Below are 19,320 nucleotides of genomic sequence, written 5' to 3' on the forward strand. Positions count from 1 at the left end.
AGGCGAAGGGCCGGCCACGGTTTACTTTCGAACGACTCTGCAAAGCAGCCGGAGTGAGAAAGCAAACCGTGGCCGGCCCTTCGCCGCCGGGACACGTACCCCCAATTAACTGTTCTTCATGACAATCGAATCCACGACATCGGCCACATTCTCGCAGCAGTCGGCGCAGTACTCCAGGAAGGCGTACACGTCACGCCAAGCGATGACCTCGAGCGGGTCCTTGCCGTTAACGTGCAGGTTACGCATGGCGTTGATATAGAGCTCGTCGGCCTCGGACTCGATGGTGTTGATCTGGATGACGAGCTCGCGCAGCGTTTTGGACTTGCGGTAGTTAGGCAGCTCGACCATCAGGTCTTTCATGGCGCGGCAGGCGTCGGTCACCTTGTGGGCGATCACGATGGCATCGGGATGGATGCTCTGGATGTTGGTGAAGTAGACGCGCTGCACGACGCCCTCGATACGGTCGAGCACGGTGTCGAGCGAGCAGCTCATCAGATCCAGGTCCTCGCGCTCAAGCGGGGTGATAAAGGCCGTGAGCAGGGCGTCCTCAAGCTCATGGTGCTTCTTGTCGGCCGCATGCTCGATCGCGTGCATCTTGTCGAGCATATCGTGAATCTTCGCGGGATCGAAGTTCTCGAAAATCTTGGTAAGCAGCTCGGCGGCCTGGACGGCAAGGTCGGCGCAGGCGACGTAGTTGTCAAAGTAGAACGAATCGGGTTTCTTTGCCATGAGTGGGTCCTTTCGAGGCGAAGACGGGTGGGCGAGGTGTTACGGTCCGGATGGACGTTCGGTTTGACTAGATGAACATCATGAACAGCTTGGCCATGACAAAGCTGATGAGTCCGCAGGCGGGGAAGGTGAAGAACCAGGTGAACATCATGTCCTTGACGACGCCGAAGTTGATGGCCGAGAGGCGTTTGACGGCACCGACGCCCATGATGGCGCAGGTCTTGATGTGCGTGGAGGACACGGGGATGCCGGTAAGGGTGGCAAGCAGCAGGTTCGCGGCGCCCGCCAGGTCGGCGGAGAAGCCCTGGTACTTTTCGAGCTTGACCATGCTCTGGCCAACGGACTTGATGATGCGCTCGCCGCCCACGCTGGTGCCGATGCCCATGGTGGCCGAGCATAGCAGCATAATCCAGATGGGGATGCCGGCATCGCCGACGCTCGTCTGGCCGCTGGCAAAGGCCACGCCTAAAAAGAGCACGCCGATGAACTTCTGTCCATCCTGCGCGCCGTGCATAAAGCTCATGGCCGCAGCGCTCGCGATCTGAGCGTATTTAAAGAAGACATTGGCACGTCGCCTGTTGGCGGCGGCGAAAAGAATCGAGACGAGCTTGCACAGGACCCAGCCCATGACAAAGCCCAGACCGATGGAGAGCGCCAGGCCGTAGATGACCTTCATCCACTCGTGGACGTTGACGCTGCTCGCACCGCCGAGGGCGATGGCGGCACCGGTCAGGCCGGCGATAAGGCTGTGGCTTTGCGAGGTGGGGATGCCAAAACGCGACGCTGTGGCGCCGTAGACGACGATGGAGAACAGCGCCGCGCACAGACAGGCGAGCGCCATGGTGCTGTTTCCGCCAAAGTCGACAATATGGGAGATGGTGTTGGCGACGCTCGCGTTAAAGTGCGTCATGATGAGCACGCCAAGGAAGTTGAATGCGGCACTCATGAGAATAGCGGCGCGGGCGGGCATGCAACGCGTAGTGACGCAGGTCGCGATGGCGTTGGGTGCGTCGGTCCATCCATTGACGAAGATGGCGCCGAGCGCGAGGATCACGGTGACGGCAAGGACTGGGTTCGACACAAGTTGGCCGAGGAAGGTTGAGAACGTTACGTCCATATATGGGCTTTCTCGAAGTTTGCAGGCACGTTACAGAAACATGATAAATCGTATCACCTCCTGCGGGTTTCTTTACCGAGTTCTGATGGGAGCAGTGAATTTTTTGGCACTAAAAATGATTATTAGCCCTGTTGACCGTGGGTGTTCTTTTTGCTAACACACCATGAGGACACGTGCGCGCGCCCCAACACCCCAAAACCACAGTCTGTTCGCTTTACAATATGCAAACATGCGTTCGATAATAGGAGGCATGGAATATCGACAGACAGACGGCAAAACTCGGCGCGTGCACAAGCAGTATGTGGACGTCGTGGCTCGCATTCTCGCGGGCGGACAGGTTGTGCCGGTTACCGTCTGCTGGGTTGACGGTCGCTGCTTTACGATTGACGAGATTGTCTCGTCCACTGGGTTTGGCCTGACGGTTCACGGCATTCGTACGGCGACTTATAAGGTTCGTTTTGGCGGACATGCGACCGAACTGTATCTGGAAGAGCAGACACGCGAGCGACCGGATGGCTCGCAGACTCATCTGATGCGTTGGTGGGTGTGGGCGTTCGACCGAACACTCGAGAGCGAGCGCCGCAGGTAAGAACGCGTGGCGTTCGGGTACAATGGCAAGAAACTTGTCAGCTACGGCGCCGTCGCGGTGCTTTTTGAAAGGACGAAATTATGAACGATATCCAGGGCTATCAGAATGGCCCCATCGAGACCGGCGCAAGCCGTGCCAAGGAGATGTCGCCGCGCGCGTACAACCTTGTCATGTCTGCTCTGATCTTTTTGGGCTTTTGCGCCATGGGCGCCGGTGCTTACTTTACGAGCACCATGTCGTTTGCGCGCATGATGATGAGCGGCGCCGCTTTGCCGCTGGTCTTTGGCTCATTTATTTTGACCATCGTCGGCATGGTCATGATGTCGGCTGCTGCCAGCAAACAGTCCGTGGGCCTGTCACTCGTGGGCTACGTGGTCTTTGCGAGCACCTTTGGCCTGACGGCGTCGTTTGGTCTTGCCAACTACGACCTGCCTACCATTAACACCGCCTTTATCGCCACGGCCGCCATCACCTTTGTCTTTGGTGCGCTGGGCGTGACCTTCCCCAAGTTCTTCCAGCGTGTGTATGGCATTGGTTTTGGCATCCTGCTTGCCACGATTCTGGTCGAGATCGTGCTGATGTTCATGGGCGTTTCGCAGTCCATCACCGACCTGATCGTGATCGTGGTGTTCGCCGGCTTCATCGGCTACGACACCTATGTGGCAACGACGGTGCCGCCCACGCTGCCCAACGCCGTGCTCATGGCATCCAACCTGTTCGTGGACATCATCAACGTGTTCCTGCGCATTCTGAACATCCTCGGCCGTCGCGATTAAAGCGCGGCATTGCGATGCTTCCTGCCGGACGCGGTAAAACGATGTGAAAGGCGGTCCTTCGGGGCCGTCTTTTTTGTACGCGGCGGGGTATCATGGATGGGAAAAGCCGATAGCGGCAGCGACAGGAAAGGTGGCCACGTATGGCAGACGTCGACAACAGGAACCGTAACCGCAGGTCCAACCGAGCGGGTCAGCCCAATCCCAAGCGCGAGGCCCGTGCCAAGGCCGCCGAGCGTCACGTGGCAACTGTGTCCGAAGCGTGCGCCAAGGATATCGAGCGTTCGCTCGCCGGTGTTCGCGAGTTTGACGGTATGCCTGCCGGCTTTGTCGCGGCGATGAAGGCCAAGGTTCAGAGTGCTGTGGCCGCCGAAGAGCAGGTCGCCGAGGACGTCGAGAACGCGGAGACTACCGAGGTCGAGGCGGCGCCCGAGACCGAGGCGGCGCCCGAGCCCGTCGAGGAGCCTGCCGAGGAAATCGCCGAAGCTGAGTCCGCGCCTGCTGAGGAGCCCGCTCCGGTCCTGCCCGAGGTCACTGTGCTTGATGCCTCCGCCACGCAGGCAATCCTCGATAACGGTCGCGGCTATGCGCAGTTCTGCGACATGGCCGTGCTCGCCTTTGCCTCGTTTACCAATCCGGGCGGTGGATATATTCAGGGTTATCTGGGCCAGGAGGCCACGCTGTGCGCCGATTCGTATCTGTACAACGTTCTCGATAGGCAGCGTAAGTGGTACGGCGAGAACCGTCGCCGCAACATCAACTGCGAGCTCTATCGTAACCGCGCCCTGGTGGTGCCTGCGGTGCGCTTCGACCGCAACCACGTGCATGCATACGCCGACGTGATCGTGGCCGCCGCGCCCAACGTTAGGCGCGCCCGCCAGGAGTATCGCGTGAGCGACGATGCTCTGCTGGATGCCCTGCGCGACCGCATTCGCTTTGTGCTCGCCATCTGCGATGAGCTTGGTCGCGAGAAGCTCGTGCTGGGTGCTTGGGGCTGCGACAACAACGGCTTTGATGCCGAGGCCGTGGCCGAGCTCTTCCGCAAGGAGCTCGCGTCGGGCGACTTCAAGGTCAAGCAGGTCTTCTTTGCCGTGCCCTCTACGCGCTGGGACGAGGACTTCGCCAAGTTCGAGCACGTGCTGGCAAACTTCCCCGAGCGCAACGAGGAGTCCTATGCTCAGGTTGCCGCCCGCACCGCAGCCGCCCGTGCCGCCGAGCAGGCTCAGGCCGCTGCCGAGGATGACGAGGATGACGACGACTGGCGCAAGTACCTGTAAACGGTGCGCGTGATGCGATATACCGAGCCGACGGGGGCTGCTCCCGTCGGCTTTTTATTGAGTGGGGAGCTTACGATGAAAAACGTTCTATGCTTTGGTGACAGCAACACCTATGGTTACGATCCGGCGGGCATGCGCGACGGTACCGCGGTGCGCTATGCGCAGGATGTGCGCTGGTGTGGCGTGGTCCAACGTGACTTAGGCGAGGGCTGGCATGTAATTGAAGAAGGCCTCAACGGCCGCACGACGGTACGCGACGACATGTGCCATCTGGACACTAACCTCAACGGTATTCGCGCGCTTCCGATGCTGCTCGAGGCCCATAAGCCGCTGGACGCCATTGTGATCATGCTGGGCACCAACGACTGTAAGACGGTCTTTAACGTGACAGCTTCCGATATCGCCCGTGGCGCCATGGCGCTGATTCGCGCCGTCCGCGCGTTTCCGTGGACCGACGCTGCGCCTTGCCCGCGCATCCTGCTGATGGCTCCTATCAAGATCAAGCCGCAGATCGCCGATGTGTATATGACCGACTTTGACGAGCATTCCGTTGAGGCATCTGAGCATTTTGGCGAGTACTATGCGCACGTGGCCGAGCAGTTTGGCTGCGACTTTTTGAATGCCGCCGAGTTTGCCGAGCCGGGCGATATCGACTATCTGCATATGATGCCCGAAAGCCACGAGAGCCTGGGTCACGCCGTGGCAGCCAAGCTCAAAGAGATGCTCGGTGAGTAGCACGGTCCCAAGCCACCGCAAAGGGGACAGGCACCTTTGTGGTGGTTTTGCCCGGGTAAACGAACGGATTGGCTGCCATATGGGCATGGACGAGCTCATCGACCTCTTTGCCGAGGGCGATGAGCTCGTCTCCAATACCGCTTTTGAGGATTTGGATCTTGCCTACGACGTGGCGAACGGCGCGACCTTCGATGGCGTTGTGTTCCGATCTTGCGAGTTCGATAGCGTTGACTGGAGCGGCTCGACGTTTCGCGACGTGGTGTTTCGCGGTTGCCGCTTTATCCGCTGCAACATGGAAGGCTGCTGGCTCAGCCGCTGCGACTTCGTTGACTGCTCGGCACCGGGACTCAACTTGCTCAAGGCGCGCCTGTCGAGCGTGTCGTTTGGATCGTGCGATTTGAGCTATGCGAACCTTTCGGAGGGACGCATTGGCCCTATGACAGCATGCGATACACGTCTGAGAGAGGCTGCGTTTCAGGGTGCCAAGCTGGGTCAGATACGCCTGGATGGCTGTGACCTGACGCGTGTTGATGTGTTCAAGACGTCGCTTTCCGGCGTTGATGTGTCGCGCTGTACATTTGCAGCGCCCGTTGTTTCGGGCGATTACCATGAGCTGCGTGGCCTGACGGTCAATGCCGAGCAGGCGCTGGCACTCTCGGGTTTGTTGGGAATTCAACTCGCCGACGACTAGACGCCCCGGCCCTTTGCTCGACCGCTATCTAAAATCAAACCGTCGCAACATCCGATGATTTTTCGCGTTTGCACGATTTTCATCGAATGTTGCGACGGTTTTTGGTGCAAGGTAGCCTGTCTCTTTTTGGCAGGTTACTGGCTATTTAGTACTGCCACATGTGGTTGACGGGGCCAGAGCCTTTGCCCATGTCAAAGCCGGCGGCGAGAGCGCCCGTTAGGTAGGCCTTGCCGGCGTTGACGGCGTCGGCAAGATCCATGCCCTGAGCCAGCGCGCAGGCGATGGCGGACGAAAGCGTGCAGCCGGTGCCGTGTGTGTTGTCGGTCTCGATGCGCTTGTGGCGGAACCACGTGGTGAGCGGATCGCCCAGATGGTTGCCCTCGTCATCGAGTGGCGCGGGTTCGGCCAATACATCGTTGGCCTCGTTGACAAGATGCCCACCCTTAACGAGGGATGCGCAGCCAAAGCGGCGGGCGAGGAGCATGGCAGCATTTTGCTGCGTGCGCTCGGAGTCGACCTCGTAGTCGAGCAGGGCCATGGCCTCGGGAATATTGGGCGTGATAACCGTCGCCAGCGGGAACAGGCGGCGGGTGAGCGCCTCGGCGGCATCTTCGGCAATCAGCCGTGCGCCCGAGGTGGCTACCATGACGGGGTCGACTACCACGTTTGTCGCGTTCCAGGCGCTCAGGCGGTCGGCGATAACCTCGATAATCTCGGCAGAGGAAACCATGCCGATCTTGACGGCGCTTGGGCGGATATCGTCAAATACGGCGTCGATCTGCGCAGCGACGATATCAGGGGAGATATTCTGCACGGCGGTGACACCGAGCGTGTTTTGTGCGGTGATGGCGGTGATGGCCGTCTCGGCATACAGGCGGTGCGCCGTGATGGTCTTGATGTCGGCCTGAATGCCGGCGCCACCGCTGGAATCGGATCCTGCGATGGATAGAACGGCAGGTACCTTACTGCGATCCATGTTTGCTCCCTTGTTCGGTCGGAATCAAATGGGTCTTTAAGCCAGCATTATAAAGATGCCCGGGCCGACTCTATGTCGAACCCGGGCGGGCGATGCAATCTTTACGCAAATGTAAGCAAATGTTCACACGTCAACAATTGACGAACACCATGTTACCGATTGTGGCTCCGGTGACGAGTTAGTCCTCCATGCCGAGGTCGATCGTCGTGCCTTCGAACACCTTGTTAACGGTGCGGACGGCGCACATCTTGCCACACATGGTGCAGGTGCCCTCGGTGGCGGCGGGGGACTCCTCGTAGCGCTTCTTACCGGTGACCGGGTCGAGAGCACACTCCCACATGGCATCCCAGTCGAGCTTGCGGCGTGCCTGGCCCATCTTGTCGTCCATGTCGCGGGCGTGCGGCACCTTCTTGGCGATATCGGCGGCATGTGCGGCGATCTTGGTGGCCATGAGGCCATCGAGCACGTCCTGGGCGTTGGGCAGGCACAGGTGCTCGGCCGGCGTCACGTAGCACAGGAAGTCGGCGCCGGAGCTGGCGGAGATGGCGCCACCGATGGCGGCGGTGATGTGGTCGTAGCCCACGCCGATATCGGTCACCAGCGGCCCGAGCACATAGAACGGGGCGTTGTGGCACAGGCGCTTCTGTAGCTTCATGTTGGCGGCGATCTCGTCGAGCGCCATGTGACCCGGGCCCTCGACCATGACCTGGACGCCGGCGGCCCAAGCACGCTTGCACAGCTTGCCCAGCTCGATCATCTCGGCAGTCTCGGTGGCATCGTTGGAGTCGTAGAGGCAGCCCGGACGGCAGGAGTCGCCGAGCGAAATCGTCACGTCGTACTCGTGGCAAATCTCGAGCAGCTCGTCAAAGTACTCGTAGAAGGGGTTTTCGTTGCCGGTGACCTCCATCCAGCCAAACAGCAGCGAGCCGCCGCGGCTCACGATGTTCATCAGGCGGCCGGTCTCCTTAAAGGTCTTGGTGACCGACTTGTTGATGCCGCAGTGGATGGTCATAAAGTCCACGCCGTCCTCGGCGTGCGCGCGCACGACTTCGAACAGGTCTTCCTTGGTGAGTTTGACCAGCGGCTTTTCCATGTAACCGATGGCGTCGTACATGGGGACGGTGCCTACCATGAGCGGCGTCTCGTCGATGAGCTGCTGGCGGAACTGGCGTGTCTTGCCCGAGTTGGAGAGGTCCATGATGGCGTCGGCGCCAAAGTCCTCGGCAATCTTGACCTTCTTCCATTCCTCGGCGGCATCGGCTTTGTCGCCCGAGATGCCCAAGTTCACATTGACCTTGGTGGACAGGCCCTCACCGACGCCAAAGGCGCGCATGCCCTTTTTGATATGCACGATGTTGGCGGGAATGGCGATGCGGCCGTCGGCCACGCGCTCGCGGATGTAGTCGGGGTCGCGATGCTCGCGTTCGGCAACCTCCTTCATCTGCGGTGTGATCTGCCCGGCGCGGGCGAAGTCGATTTGCGTGACGAGCTTGGGCTCGGTCTGTGTGCTCATTGGCACGGCTCCCTTCGTTGGCATTACCCATATCAGGTTTGCGGGTCAGGGCGGGCGCACCCAATCTCAGCCTGCCGTCTTGTCCCGCAAGCTCCCCGTTTATGTAATGGGCTCAAGTATAGCTCGAATGGGTACGATTGGCCTAACGAGCGTGCCTGCGGGGAGGCGAACATGGAAGACAAGCATCTATATCGAGAGACACAATGGGATGTGTCGGCCGAGGAGGGCCGTGCCCATCATGGCCTTGTTGCGATTGGTTTTGCGGTGCTTGCCGTGTTGGTGATTGCCTTTTGTATTTGGACGTTTGGCGGTCGCGGCGGCGCTGGCTGGGAGTTCGAGGCTGATGATGCCCTACCGATCATGACGGTGAGGAGTACTGGCGGTAATGCCAATACGCTCGCCGTTCCGGGCGATTATTGGTACCCGCGCGATGAGTTTGTGCAGTTGCAGCTGAGTGGTGGGTCCATTCCAGGTGAAGAAATCGAACGCGTGACGTTTGATGCGGCGCTCAAAACGCTGACGGTGAAGCTCAAAAATCAAGGAGACGTTCCCACGACCATGGATATCGCCCTGACGGAATGGCGCCTGGAGCCTCCGTCGGGCGTCAAGGTGTCCGAGGTAGAACATGTCAAGATTACCTATCAGGACGGCTCGACAAATGAAATTGCCAGAGCCGACGGCTTGGCGCAATAGCCGCCGTGCCTAGGCGGCACATTCAAAAGTAGCGGTGGTCCTACAAGGCCTGTTCGTTCAGGAAGACCAAAGTGTTTTTATTTGAAAGCTCGGGAAAGTGACGATAACCAACGTCGAACGCGGTGAGCCCGCTTACATCCTCGAGCTTGTTTTCTGCCATCCAGCGCACCATGGAGCCTCGCGCCTTTTTGCTGGCGGTCGAGCGCTGGATGGGCTTACCGCTGCGGATGCCTTCGCCAAAGAGGCATGTGACGACCGTGACATCGGTGGTGAGGCGGGGCAGGACGGCTTTGGCGTATTCCACGCTGGCAAGGTTGACGATTGCAGCGTTGGAGTCCGCCGGAGCGATGGCCCGTGCGAGTTTGTCGCCCCAAAACGCGTAGAGGTCTCGGGCATCGTCGACGGCAAGCTTCGCCCCCATTTCGAGCCGATAGGGTGACACGCCGTGGAAGGGGCGCATGCATCCGTAGAGTCCCGAGAGGATCCACAAATGGTCTTGCAACCATGCGAGCTGCGCGGAATCCATCACCTCGGGCGCCATGCTCTGGTATTGAATGCCGTGATAGGACATGACGGCAGGGGAGAGGTGTCGGGCGAGTGCGGGATTGTCGAGATCGCAGTTTGTCAGGATGGGCCCGAACTCATGCAGGGTGTTGAGGCAAGGCCCCAGCAGTTTGTCACTCACGTTCCATAGCGCCTGCAGACCGCCGCTGCCTTCATTTCGCTCGATATCTAGCAGTGCGCGGTGGAGGCGAGCCGTCTCGTGCGCAAAAGGTGGAATGCCCAGGACTTCAAAAGCATCTTGGGCCGCGCGCATCTGCTTGGCGGGCGAAATGATGACCTGCAGCATGGACTCTCCTCTGCCAAAAAGAAAGTTGCGGAGGAATACGGTCTGTTTTGCCGTTTATGGGCCAGTTTAGTCCGTATTTCACCGCAACTGATGAAGGGTCGGTTAGGCGCGCTCGATGAAGGCCTTGTAGCCGCGATAGGCCTCGTAGATATCGGCCTTGTTAGCGACCTCCCACAGGGCGTGCATGGACAGGACGGCAACACCGGAGTCGATGACGTTCATGCCGTACTTGGCCATGATGTAGGCGATGGTGCCGCCGCCACCTGCGTTGACGCGGCCGAGCTCGCAGGTCTGGAAGTCAACGCCCGCCTCGTCCATGATGTCGCGGATGAGGGCCACATACTCGGCGTCGGCGTCGTTTGAGCCGCCCTTGCCGCGGCTGCCCGTGTACTTGTTAAAGCACAGGCCGCGACCCATAAAGGCTGCGTTCTTGGTTTCGAACTTGCCGGCGTAGCCCGGGTCGAAGCCGGCGGACACGTCAGAGGAGAGCATGCGGCTGTGGGCGAGTGCGCGGCGCAGGACCAGCGGGCTATTCTCGCCGGCGAGCGCCATGATCTCGGCGACGGTGTTCTCGAAGAAGCGGCTCGTCATGCCGGTGGCACCCACGGAACCGATCTCCTCCTTGTCGACGATGAGTGTGATGCTCGTGCGCTCCACGTTGGCGACGTCGATCTGGGCGAGCATGGACGGATAGGCGCAGACACGGTCGTCGTGGCCATAGCCCAGAATCATGGAGCGGTCGAGGCCCATGTCGCGGGCCGGGCCGGCGGGCACGACCTCGATCTCGGCGGAGAGGAAGTCCTCCTCCTCGACGTCGTACTGCTCCTTGAGGATATCCAGGAACATCTGCTTGACGGGCTCCTTGGGAGCGTCCTTGTCGTCCTCGTCAAACTTGACGGGGCGGCCGCCCACAATCACGTCGAGGATCTCGGCGTCGACGGCGTCCTTGGCGGGCTTGGCCATCTGCTCGCTCGAGAGGTGGATCAGCAAGTCGGAGATGGTAAAGACCGGGTCGTCAGCCTTGTCACCGATGTTGATGTCGACGGTGGTGCCGTCCTTTTTGCAGATGACGCCTACGAGTGCGAGCGGGGAAGCGACCCAGTGGTAGCTCTTGACGCCGCCATAGTAGTGCGTGTCGAGGTAGGCCATGTCGCCGGCCTCGAAGGCGGGGTTCTGCTTGAGGTCCAGGCGCGGCGAGTCCACGTGAGCGCCCAGGATGTTAAAGCCCTGCTCGAGCGGGGCGGTGCCCAGGTTGACGAGCATAAGGTCCTTGCCGTGATTGGCGGCGTACACCTTGTCGCCGGCCTTGAGCGCGCGGCCCTCGGAGATCACGGTCTCCAGATTGACGTAGCCCGCCTCCTCGGCCATCTTGATACCGGTCTTGACGCACAGGCGCTCGGTCTTGTTCTCACTCAAAAACTGCTTGTAGCCGCGGCAAAGCTCCTCGAGCTCCTCGATCTGCTGTGGCGTGTACTTTTTCCATGCGCAGGGACGCTCCATGACGCAGGCTCCTTTCGGATCGATCGTGCTGGTTGATGTACCGTGAGCCATCGTATCACGCGCGGGCCCGCGGCGGCAGGGAAGCCTGATGTGCGGTGGCCGTGGGGCGGGGAGCGTGTAAACTGGTGTGAGCAAACCGTGCCCAGCCCAAAGCGAGGTATTCAATATGTCTGACAAGCGCCGTACCTTTGCCGTTATCGACGGCAACTCGCTCATGCACCGCGCCTTCCACGCCGTGCCGCCCACCATGAACGCGCCGGACGGTCGCCCCACCAACGCGATCTTTGGCTTTTTGAATATGTTTCTCAAGATGATCGACGCCTTTAACCCCGATGGAGTCGTTGTGGCGTTTGACAAGGGCAAGCCGCGCGTGCGTATGGAGATGCTGCCGCAGTACAAGGCGCAGCGCCCACCCATGGACCCCGATCTGCACGCGCAGTTTCCGATGATCAAGGAGCTGCTTTCCGCGCTCAATGTGCCGATTCTGCAGTCCGAGGGCTGGGAAGGCGACGATATCCTGGGAACCATGGCGCGCTTGGGTGAGGAGGCCGGCTGCGACATGCTGCTGGTGACCGGTGATCGCGATATGTATCAGCTCGTGACTGAGCACGTCAACGTGGTCTCGACTCGTAAGGGCCTGTCCGACGTGGCGATCATGACGCCCGAGAGCGTGGACGATCTGTATCACGGCATCACGCCGGCGCTCGTGCCCGATTTTTATGGTCTGAAGGGCGATACGTCGGACAACATTCCCGGCGTACCGGGCATCGGCCCCAAAAAGGCGAGCGCGCTCATTGCGCAGTACGGTAGCCTGGACGAGGTTATCGCACATGCCGATGAGGTTAAGGGCAAGATGGGCGAAAACCTGCGCGCGCACATCGACGACGCACTGCTGAGCCGCAAGGTGGCGACCATTCGCACCGATGCGCCTGTTGAGCTCGACTTTGAGGCGACGTCTTTCCCGGCGTTTTCTGCCGATGAGGTTTCCGCGGCGCTGGGTACGCTTGGTATCACCGCCATGCAGAACCGTTTCTTGGCGCTGATCGGCGGTGAGGGTGGGGCTGCGGCCGCTGCCAGCACGTTCGAGATGCCTGCTGTTTTGCGTGCCGCCGCCGGCGATGCCGAGGCGCTTGCTGCTGCCGCCGCCGAGGTCGCTCGCGCGATTGATGCGGGCGAGTGGATTGCCGCTGTGGTGGACGATGACAAGGAGGAAGGCGCACTTTTTGGCCTGACGCGCACGCTGTGGCTGGCGACGTCCAAGGGGTTGCTTGCGCTCGAGGAGGGCGACGGCGGTGCGTCTGCCGTGGTCGATGGCTTCAACGTTGCCCACGGCGTGATCGCCGGCGTGCTCGCGCGCCTGTTTATGGAGGGCCGCGTGGCGAGCCCGGACATGAAGGCGCTGCTGCACGAGCTTTCGCCCATCGATTCCTCTGAGCCCGAGCTCATGGATCCGCTGGCCGTCGATTCCACGCGCATCTTCGATACTGTGGTCGCCGCCTATCTGTTGGATTCCGACCGCTCTGAGTTTGATGAGGCGTATCTGGCCGATACCTATCTGCAGATGACGCTGCCTGCGGCGCGCGGCGCGGAGGGTGCTGGCGAGGACGCTCCTGCCCCTGCTGCCCGCACTGCGGCCCTGACGCTGGCGCTCGTGGTGCCGCTGCGCGACCGCATGGCCCGCGAGAACGCCGCCAACGTGTTCGATGGCATCGAGATGCCGCTCGTGCCGGTGCTTGCCAAGATGGAGCGCGCGGGCATGCTCGTGGACCCCGACCGCCTGCATAGTCTGTCCGAGGGACTTGCTACCCAGATCACTGAGGTCGAGCGGAGCATTCGCGATCTGGCCGGCGACGAGACCTTTAACATCGGCAGTCCCATGCAGCTCTCGCACGTGCTCTTTGACGTGATGGGCCTTCCGACCAAGGGCCTCAAAAAGACCAAGCGTGGCTATTATTCGACCAACGCCAAGGTGCTGAGCGACCTTGCCCGTGACCACGAAATCGTGCGTCTGATCTTGGACTGGCGTGAGAAGTCCAAGATCAAGTCCACCTATCTGGACACGCTGGGCCCGTTGCGTCGTGGTGACGGTCGCGTGCACACCACGTACAACCAGACCATCACGGCGACGGGTCGTCTGTCCTCGAGTGACCCGAACCTTCAGAACATCCCGACGCGCTCGGAGCTGGGCCGTACCGTCAAGACGGCGTTTTCGGCAGGCGAGGGAAGCGTCTTTTTGGCGGTGGACTACTCGCAGATCGAGCTGCGTCTGCTGGCGCATCTCTCGGGTGATGAGCATCTGGTGCGCGCCTTTAACGAGGGCGAGGACTTCCATGCCGAGACGGCCGCGCGCGTGTTTGGCGTGCCGGTGTCCGAGGTGACGCCCGACCTGCGCAGCCGCGCCAAGGCCGTGAACTTCGGCATCGTGTATGGTCAGCAGGCTTACGGTCTGTCGCAGTCGCTGCATATCTCGATGGCCGAGGCGCGCGACATGATTGACCGCTACTACGAGGCATACCCGGGCGTGCGCACGTTCCTCGACAACGTGGTGGCGCGTGCCAAGCAGACGGGTTACGCCGAGACCATGTACGGCCGCAGACGCCATATTCCCGAGCTCAAGGCCAAAAACCCACAGCTCCGCGGCTTTGGTGAGCGCACGGCCATGAACCACCCCATGCAGGGCACCGCCGCCGACATCATCAAGATCGCCATGGCCCGCGTAAGCCGCCGCCTGGAAGAAGAGGGTTTTGCCGCCCACATGATCTTGCAGGTACACGACGAACTGGACTTTGAGTGCCCCGTCGATGAAGTCGAGCGCCTAACCACCATGGTCTACGACGTCATGGAACACGTCGTAGACCTCCGAGTACCCCTAATCGCCGAAGCCTCAACCGGAGTAACCTGGGCCGACGCCAAATAGGAAAGCACTCGGTAAGGCAAGCTCGCCCAAGACGCAAGCCCCCACATACTTAAGATTTGGGACAAACACTACTGATTAATTTGTCCCACAGTAACCAAAACAGAGGGGAGCCCCTTCCAACAAGGGGCTCCCCTCTGCTCAAATCATTTCAGCTAAGTATCTAGACACTCAAGACGCCATCTTGGCGGCAGGAAAGTAAACCTAGGACCTGGCCGGGCGGCGCGGATTAGTTTTTCGTAGATTCCGCACGAGCCGGAAAGCACTTAATGTGCTTTCCGAGCGAGCCCAGGACCTGACCGAACAAAAATCAAACGGCCGGCCCCGGGCATGGCGGTGAGTTTAACGAGCCGCCAGGATGGCGTCGATGAGCGTCAGTACGCCCCCGTCGTTGTTGCTCGGAATGCGCCATTTGGCATGCGCGTTCATGTGCTCCTCGGCATTGTCCACGATAAAGCTATGCCCGACGCGCTCCAGCATGGGGATGTCGTTGTACGTATCGCCCACGGCAGCGGCGTCGGCGATATCGATGCCCAGGCGCTCGCAGAGATGTGCTACGCCCGACCCCTTGTCGACGCCCAGATTCATAAAGTCGATCCACTCGCGGCCCGCATTGGTGACGTAGAGTTTGTCCGAGAACGCGGGGTTATAGGTCTCGCGGAACGCGGGCTCGGCATCGTAGGCAGGGAAAAAGATCGAGATCTTATTGGACTCGATATCAATGCCCTCAAAGGTGTCGACGTAGTTGATCGTGTTGTAGTACACGCTGATCTCGTCGTGGTATTGATGGTCGCGGGCGAGCACATAGAACTCGTCGTAGCAGCACAGGACGGGAACGGCGCGTGGGTCCTCCGAGGCACGAGCGAGCACCTGCTGATACAGCGCCACATCGATGTTGCTCTTATAGATATAGCTGCCGCGATAGATGACGCAGGCTCCGTTGTCGGGACAAAAAGCAAGGCGGTTCTTGATGCCCTCGAACATCTCCTCGAGCTTGGGAGCGGGACGTCCACTGGCGGGGCAGAATACGATGCCGGCGTCGGCGAGCTTGTCCAGACGCTCATCAAGACCCTGCGGCAACACGCGCTCGTCGGTGAGCAGCGTCTTGTCCATGTCGACGGCGATGAGTTTAATGTTGCCGATGTTGGCGTCTGATTCATAAGTCTGCATAAATGCGCCTTTCCGTTTCCAGATTGTTTCGGGCGTAATGACCCTCTGCTATGTAATCGAGCGTATTTTCGCAGGAATGGTGCGTACTTGCACTGCAATTCACAAACTAATGAAAAAACTTTTCAGAAATTTGAATTTGTCGCTTGTACAGCAGGCACTTTAGCGTAATATAGCGACCATCGAAAACGGAGACGGAAAAACAACCGCTTACCGAGGAAAAGGTACCGTTTACGATATTAGAATTGCGCCCGGCGGTAGGTGAAAGGAGAGGCAGATGCAGTTCGTAAAGATCATCACCACTGCAGACAATGCCATCCGACGCCAGCGCGCAATTTCCCGACGACGATAACAATCGTCTCTGTCCGCATGGGGCGAATTGCCTCAACAGAGTCATTTTGAGGTCGTTGGGTTTTAGCACGACATTGCTGCATGTTTCTAGGGCATGTATGTGCTGATTTTTGCTATTTAACCTGATATTGCACGGTTTTTGACCTCAAAGTGACTTGCAACTGACCGATGTTCTAATTAGCTACCAAGGGCGAAAGGAAACAGCCATGAGCAAGGAAAAAGTCGTTCTCGCATATTCCGGTGGTCTTGATACATCCGTATGTGTCAAGTGGCTCCAGGACGAGAAGAATCTCGATGTCGTTTGCGTCTGCGGCAACGTGGGCCAGGAGGAGACCGGCCTGGATGCCAAGAAGCAGAAGGCGCTCGACCTGGGCGTTCTCGATTGCCAGGTGCTCGACCTGCGCGACGAGTTCTCCGATGAGTTCCTGACTAAGGCCATCGCCGCAAACTCCATGTACGAGAACAAGTACCCGCTGCTCTCCGCCCTGTCTCGCCCGCTGCTCGCCAAGAAGCTCGTCGAGGTCGCTCACGAGTTTGGCGCGACCTACGTCGCCCACGGCTGCACCGGCAAGGGTAACGACCAGGTTCGTTTTGAGGCTGCCGTCAAGGCCCTCGACCCCGAGCTTAAGGTTATCGCCCCGGTTCGCGAGTGGGATCTGAAGTGCCGTCCCGATGAGGTCGCCTATGCTCACGCCCACAACGTGCCGGTTCCCGAGGGTGCCAACGACAACCCCTATTCCATCGACGACAACCTGTGGGGTCGTGCCATTGAGTGCGGCCACCTGGAGGATCCCTGGAATGAGCCACTCGACGACGCCTGGGTTATGACCAAGAATCCCGAGGACACGCCCGATACCCCGACGTATATCGAGATTGAGTTTGAGGCCGGCAAGCCCGTCGCCGTCGACGGCAAGATGATGAAACTCTCCGAGATCGTCATCGCCCTCAACAAGATTTCGGGCGACAACGGCTTTGGCCGTCTCGACCTGGTTGAGGATCGTCTGGTGGGCCTCAAGAGCCGCGAGTGCTATGAGGTTCCCGGAGCCCTGACGCTCATCACCGCCCACAAGGCACTCGAGGACATTTGCGTCGAGGGCGACCTGCTCAAGACCAAGATTAAGCTCGAGCAGGATTGGGCCACCGCCGTGTACAACGGCCAGTGGTACAGCCCGCTCAAGAACGCGCTCGACGCCTTTATGGCCGATACCCAGAAGTTCGTGACCGGCACCGTCCGTCTGAAGTTCTTTAAGGGCAATTGCCATGTCGTCGGCCGCAAGAGCCCCTTCAGCCTCTACGACTACGGCCTGGCCACCTATGACCGCGACACCACGTTTGACGAGAAGGCCAGCGCCGGTTTTATCGAGATCGATACGCTGTCGCTCAAGACGTGGGCTAAGGTCCAGGGTCCCAGCTCTGCTGCCGCCCAGGCTTAAGTCTTCCTTTCCTTGGTATCCGCGCGGCCCATCCGCGTGATACATAACGGGCGCATGGGGTCCCTACCTTTCGTTATGCTTGCTGACACTTCTTAACATCGGTGGCCCCTACGTTCCGCCCGCATATATGATGCCGCGTCTGCGGCTGAGTCCGAGCCCCGCCGGGGTTGTCTGGCGGGGCTCCTTCTATCAATTTGGCAGCTCTGCGCCTATATATATGAGGAGTATCCATTATGTTCAATGCTTTCGCGCATGCTTTACTTGCCCTCGCGCCCGAGTTCGATGCCGCAAAGGTCGAGGACGTTCCTATGAGCCTGAAGGCCTGGATCGATGGTTCGCAGGGCAACATTCGGAGGGAGACGTTGGGCGCCAAGTGCATGGCGCGTCACTTCTTTGCAAATTAGCTACATGGTCCCGCGCACGGCGGGGAATGTGTAAAACTAGCGGTTGAAAAATCGCTTTAGCGATATGGCGCATTGCTTTGGGCGCTTGTTTTGGTATTTGGAGAAAGGGGACGGTTCCATGGCTCTTTGGGGCGGTCGTTTTGAGGCGGGCGTGGCCGAGGTCACGCAGGAGTTTGGCGCGTCGCTGCCGGTCGACAAACATCTCTATAAGCAGGATATCGCCGGTTCTAAGGCGCATGCCAAGATGCTGGCGGCCCAGGGCATCATCAGTGCCGAGGATGAGCAGGCGATTGCCGAGGGCCTGACCGGAATCGAACAGGATATCGATGCCGGCAACTTCACCTTCGATATCAACGACGAGGACATCCATATGTCCATCGAGAGCGAGCTGACGCGTCGCATCGGCGAGGCCGGCAAGCGCTTGCATACCGGACGTTCGCGCAACGACCAGGTGGCGACCGATTCGCGCCTGGGCGTCAAGGCGTTGGCCAAGGAGCTCATGGAGGCCAACCTGCAGTTGCGCCACGTGCTGGTGGATGCGGCCAAGAAGTACGACAAGGTGATTCTGCCGGGTTACACGCACATGCAGCATGCTCAGCCCGTGCTGCTGTCACATCATCTGCTGGCGTATTCCTGGATGTTCGCGCGCGACTTTACACGTCTGAAGGCCGCCTTTGATGCCGCCGACAACTGCCCGCTGGGTGCTGCCGCGCTTGCCGGTACGAGCTATCCGCTCGATCGCCAGATGACGGCTGCCGAACTTGGCTTTGCGGGCGTGATTCCCAACTCGCTCGATGCGGTTTCCGACCGTGATTTCCTGCTCGATCTGCATTACGCCGGATCCGTCATGGCGATGCACCTGTCGCGTCTTTCCGAGGAGATCGTGCTGTGGTCGAGCTCCGAATTTGGCTTTATCACGCTTTCAGACTCCTACTCCACCGGCTCGTCTATCATGCCGCAGAAGAAGAATCCCGACTTTGCCGAGCTTATCCGCGGTAAGAGCGGTCGCGTGTACGGCAACCTGGTGCAGCTGCTCGTGACCATGAAGGGCCTGCCGCTTGCTTATAACAAGGACTTGCAGGAGGACAAGGGGGGCGCGCTCGACACTGCCCATACGCTCATGCAGTGCCTGTCCGTTATGGCCGGTATGATTTCGACTTGGACCGTCAACGAGGATGCCATGGCGCGCGAGTGCGGCGTGGGGCACCTTGCCGCCACCGATGTTGCCGATTACCTGGCCAAGCGCGGTCTGCCGTTCCGCGAGGCACATGCCGTGGTGGGCCATCTGGTCCTGATGTGCGAGAAGCGCGGCTGCAATCTTGAGGACCTGCCGTTTGAGGTGTTCCAGGAGGCAAGCCCGCTCTTTGAGCACGATATTACCGAGGCGCTCGATATTCCGTCGATTGTCGCCGCGCGTACGACCGAGGGCGGTACCGCCCCTGCTGCCGTTGCCGTGCAGTTGGGAAGCGCCGAGGCGCAGCTCGCGGCCGATGAGGGTGTGTTTGGCTCGTTATCCAAGGTCGTCGAGATGGGCCACGGAGCTAATTAGCTTATTGGATGCGTCTGTCTGGTGTGTTCATCATATCTTGCCTTTACGGGTGCCCGCTA

The 19,320-nt window shown here is 59.8% G+C and carries 17 protein-coding genes and 1 riboswitch; of the genes, 10 read left to right on the top strand and 7 right to left on the bottom strand.

Translation table 11 applies throughout. The features are described from left to right. Positions 1-105 precede the first annotated feature (105 nt). Both DWV32_RS01715 and DWV32_RS01720 read right to left on the bottom strand, forming a co-directional pair. Positions 106-729 carry a DUF47 domain-containing protein gene (locus tag DWV32_RS01715; RefSeq protein ID WP_055251695.1) on the bottom strand — a complete coding sequence of 208 codons (624 nt, stop codon included), beginning with the start codon at positions 727-729 and terminating at the stop codon, positions 106-108. Positions 730-796: 67 nt separating this feature from the next. Beyond that, complete coding sequence (locus DWV32_RS01720; protein ID WP_055251696.1) at positions 797-1,846, bottom strand: inorganic phosphate transporter; 1,050 nt, start codon at positions 1,844-1,846, stop codon at positions 797-799. A 250-nt stretch (positions 1,847-2,096) separates the two neighbouring features. Between DWV32_RS01720 and DWV32_RS01725 the strand changes: the two genes are divergently transcribed. The 5 genes from DWV32_RS01725 to DWV32_RS01745 all read left to right on the top strand — a co-directional run bounded on the left by DWV32_RS01725 (position 2,097) and on the right by DWV32_RS01745 (position 5,911). After that, positions 2,097-2,435, top strand: coding sequence for a hypothetical protein (locus DWV32_RS01725; RefSeq protein ID WP_117757010.1), 339 nt, complete (start codon positions 2,097-2,099; stop codon positions 2,433-2,435). 80 nt (positions 2,436-2,515) lie between these two features. Beyond that, the gene (locus DWV32_RS01730) at positions 2,516-3,211 is read left to right on the top strand and encodes a Bax inhibitor-1 family protein (RefSeq protein ID WP_117757011.1); all 696 of its coding nucleotides are present in this window, start codon (positions 2,516-2,518) and stop codon (positions 3,209-3,211) included. Between the two features lie 140 nt (positions 3,212-3,351). Beyond that, positions 3,352-4,485, top strand: coding sequence for a TIGR02452 family protein (locus tag DWV32_RS01735; RefSeq protein ID WP_117564637.1), 1,134 nt, complete (start codon positions 3,352-3,354; stop codon positions 4,483-4,485). A gap of 75 nt (positions 4,486-4,560) precedes the next feature. Then, positions 4,561-5,220: an SGNH/GDSL hydrolase family protein gene (locus DWV32_RS01740; RefSeq protein WP_158548957.1), complete on the top strand. Its 660-nt coding sequence runs from the start codon at positions 4,561-4,563 to the stop codon at positions 5,218-5,220. Positions 5,221-5,299: 79 nt separating this feature from the next. Then, the gene (locus DWV32_RS01745) at positions 5,300-5,911 is read left to right on the top strand and encodes a pentapeptide repeat-containing protein (protein WP_117757012.1); all 612 of its coding nucleotides are present in this window, start codon (positions 5,300-5,302) and stop codon (positions 5,909-5,911) included. Positions 5,912-6,056: 145 nt separating this feature from the next. On the opposite strand, the gene thiD is transcribed toward DWV32_RS01745, so the two are convergent. Both thiD and thiC read right to left on the bottom strand, forming a co-directional pair. Then, a complete protein-coding gene (gene thiD, locus DWV32_RS01750; RefSeq protein ID WP_117757013.1) occupies positions 6,057-6,887 on the bottom strand; it encodes a bifunctional hydroxymethylpyrimidine kinase/phosphomethylpyrimidine kinase in 831 nt (276 codons plus the stop codon). Between the two features lie 178 nt (positions 6,888-7,065). Continuing rightward, complete coding sequence (thiC, locus tag DWV32_RS01755) at positions 7,066-8,400, bottom strand: phosphomethylpyrimidine synthase ThiC (RefSeq protein ID WP_117757014.1); 1,335 nt, start codon at positions 8,398-8,400, stop codon at positions 7,066-7,068. Continuing rightward, a riboswitch (TPP riboswitch) is annotated at positions 8,393-8,508 on the bottom strand. Its footprint overlaps the gene before it by 8 nt. 63 nt (positions 8,509-8,571) lie before the next feature. On the opposite strand from thiC, the gene DWV32_RS01760 reads away from it, so the two are divergent. Next, the gene (locus tag DWV32_RS01760; RefSeq protein ID WP_147346200.1) at positions 8,572-9,093 is read left to right on the top strand and encodes a hypothetical protein; all 522 of its coding nucleotides are present in this window, start codon (positions 8,572-8,574) and stop codon (positions 9,091-9,093) included. Between the two features lie 40 nt (positions 9,094-9,133). Here DWV32_RS01760 and DWV32_RS01765 read toward each other — a convergent pair whose 3' ends face one another. Both DWV32_RS01765 and DWV32_RS01770 read right to left on the bottom strand, forming a co-directional pair. After that, a complete protein-coding gene (locus DWV32_RS01765) occupies positions 9,134-9,943 on the bottom strand; it encodes a YaaA family protein (RefSeq protein WP_117757016.1) in 810 nt (269 codons plus the stop codon). Positions 9,944-10,045: 102 nt separating this feature from the next. Continuing rightward, the gene (locus DWV32_RS01770) at positions 10,046-11,443 is read right to left on the bottom strand and encodes an aminopeptidase (RefSeq protein WP_117757017.1); all 1,398 of its coding nucleotides are present in this window, start codon (positions 11,441-11,443) and stop codon (positions 10,046-10,048) included. Positions 11,444-11,609: 166 nt separating this feature from the next. On the opposite strand from DWV32_RS01770, the gene polA reads away from it, so the two are divergent. Next, on the top strand, positions 11,610-14,360 hold the full coding sequence (gene polA / locus DWV32_RS01775; protein WP_117757018.1) for a DNA polymerase I: 2,751 nt from the start codon (positions 11,610-11,612) through the stop codon (positions 14,358-14,360). A 339-nt stretch (positions 14,361-14,699) separates the two neighbouring features. Here polA and DWV32_RS01780 read toward each other — a convergent pair whose 3' ends face one another. Then, a complete protein-coding gene (locus DWV32_RS01780; protein WP_117757019.1) occupies positions 14,700-15,527 on the bottom strand; it encodes a Cof-type HAD-IIB family hydrolase in 828 nt (275 codons plus the stop codon). 554 nt (positions 15,528-16,081) lie between these two features. Here DWV32_RS01780 and DWV32_RS01785 point away from each other — a divergent pair. From DWV32_RS01785 to argH, 3 genes are all read left to right on the top strand, one after another. Continuing rightward, positions 16,082-17,308, top strand: coding sequence for an argininosuccinate synthase (locus tag DWV32_RS01785; RefSeq protein ID WP_117647260.1), 1,227 nt, complete (start codon positions 16,082-16,084; stop codon positions 17,306-17,308). A gap of 233 nt (positions 17,309-17,541) precedes the next feature. Next, positions 17,542-17,712 (top strand): hypothetical protein, encoded by a 171-nt coding sequence (locus DWV32_RS10195; RefSeq protein WP_156961417.1) that lies wholly within the window; start codon positions 17,542-17,544, stop codon positions 17,710-17,712. Between the two features lie 118 nt (positions 17,713-17,830). Continuing rightward, the gene (argH, locus tag DWV32_RS01790; protein WP_117757020.1) at positions 17,831-19,261 is read left to right on the top strand and encodes an argininosuccinate lyase; all 1,431 of its coding nucleotides are present in this window, start codon (positions 17,831-17,833) and stop codon (positions 19,259-19,261) included. The last annotated feature ends 59 nt before the right edge of the window (positions 19,262-19,320 follow it).

Origin of the sequence: Collinsella sp. AF04-24 (assembly GCF_003465685.1) — a bacterium.
GTDB lineage: Bacteria > Actinomycetota > Coriobacteriia > Coriobacteriales > Coriobacteriaceae > Collinsella > Collinsella aerofaciens_AP.

What these genes read in the sequence shown, in the direction of transcription:
- DWV32_RS01770 (WP_117757017.1), bottom strand. Translation starts at nt 11,443, where the DNA reads ATGGAGCGTCCCTGCGCATGGAAAAAGTACACGCCACAGCAGATCGAG.
- argH (WP_117757020.1), top strand. Translation starts at nt 17,831, where the DNA reads ATGGCTCTTTGGGGCGGTCGTTTTGAGGCGGGCGTGGCCGAGGTCACG.
- DWV32_RS01740 (WP_158548957.1), top strand. Translation starts at nt 4,561, where the DNA reads ATGAAAAACGTTCTATGCTTTGGTGACAGCAACACCTATGGTTACGAT.
- DWV32_RS10195 (WP_156961417.1), top strand. Translation starts at nt 17,542, where the DNA reads ATGTTCAATGCTTTCGCGCATGCTTTACTTGCCCTCGCGCCCGAGTTC.
- thiC (WP_117757014.1), bottom strand. Translation starts at nt 8,400, where the DNA reads ATGAGCACACAGACCGAGCCCAAGCTCGTCACGCAAATCGACTTCGCC.
- DWV32_RS01785 (WP_117647260.1), top strand. Translation starts at nt 16,082, where the DNA reads ATGAGCAAGGAAAAAGTCGTTCTCGCATATTCCGGTGGTCTTGATACA.
- DWV32_RS01745 (WP_117757012.1), top strand. Translation starts at nt 5,300, where the DNA reads ATGGGCATGGACGAGCTCATCGACCTCTTTGCCGAGGGCGATGAGCTC.
- DWV32_RS01765 (WP_117757016.1), bottom strand. Translation starts at nt 9,943, where the DNA reads ATGCTGCAGGTCATCATTTCGCCCGCCAAGCAGATGCGCGCGGCCCAA.
- DWV32_RS01760 (WP_147346200.1), top strand. Translation starts at nt 8,572, where the DNA reads ATGGAAGACAAGCATCTATATCGAGAGACACAATGGGATGTGTCGGCC.
- polA (WP_117757018.1), top strand. Translation starts at nt 11,610, where the DNA reads ATGTCTGACAAGCGCCGTACCTTTGCCGTTATCGACGGCAACTCGCTC.
- thiD (WP_117757013.1), bottom strand. Translation starts at nt 6,887, where the DNA reads ATGGATCGCAGTAAGGTACCTGCCGTTCTATCCATCGCAGGATCCGAT.
- DWV32_RS01735 (WP_117564637.1), top strand. Translation starts at nt 3,352, where the DNA reads ATGGCAGACGTCGACAACAGGAACCGTAACCGCAGGTCCAACCGAGCG.
- DWV32_RS01720 (WP_055251696.1), bottom strand. Translation starts at nt 1,846, where the DNA reads ATGGACGTAACGTTCTCAACCTTCCTCGGCCAACTTGTGTCGAACCCA.
- DWV32_RS01715 (WP_055251695.1), bottom strand. Translation starts at nt 729, where the DNA reads ATGGCAAAGAAACCCGATTCGTTCTACTTTGACAACTACGTCGCCTGC.
- DWV32_RS01780 (WP_117757019.1), bottom strand. Translation starts at nt 15,527, where the DNA reads ATGCAGACTTATGAATCAGACGCCAACATCGGCAACATTAAACTCATC.
- DWV32_RS01725 (WP_117757010.1), top strand. Translation starts at nt 2,097, where the DNA reads ATGGAATATCGACAGACAGACGGCAAAACTCGGCGCGTGCACAAGCAG.
- DWV32_RS01730 (WP_117757011.1), top strand. Translation starts at nt 2,516, where the DNA reads ATGAACGATATCCAGGGCTATCAGAATGGCCCCATCGAGACCGGCGCA.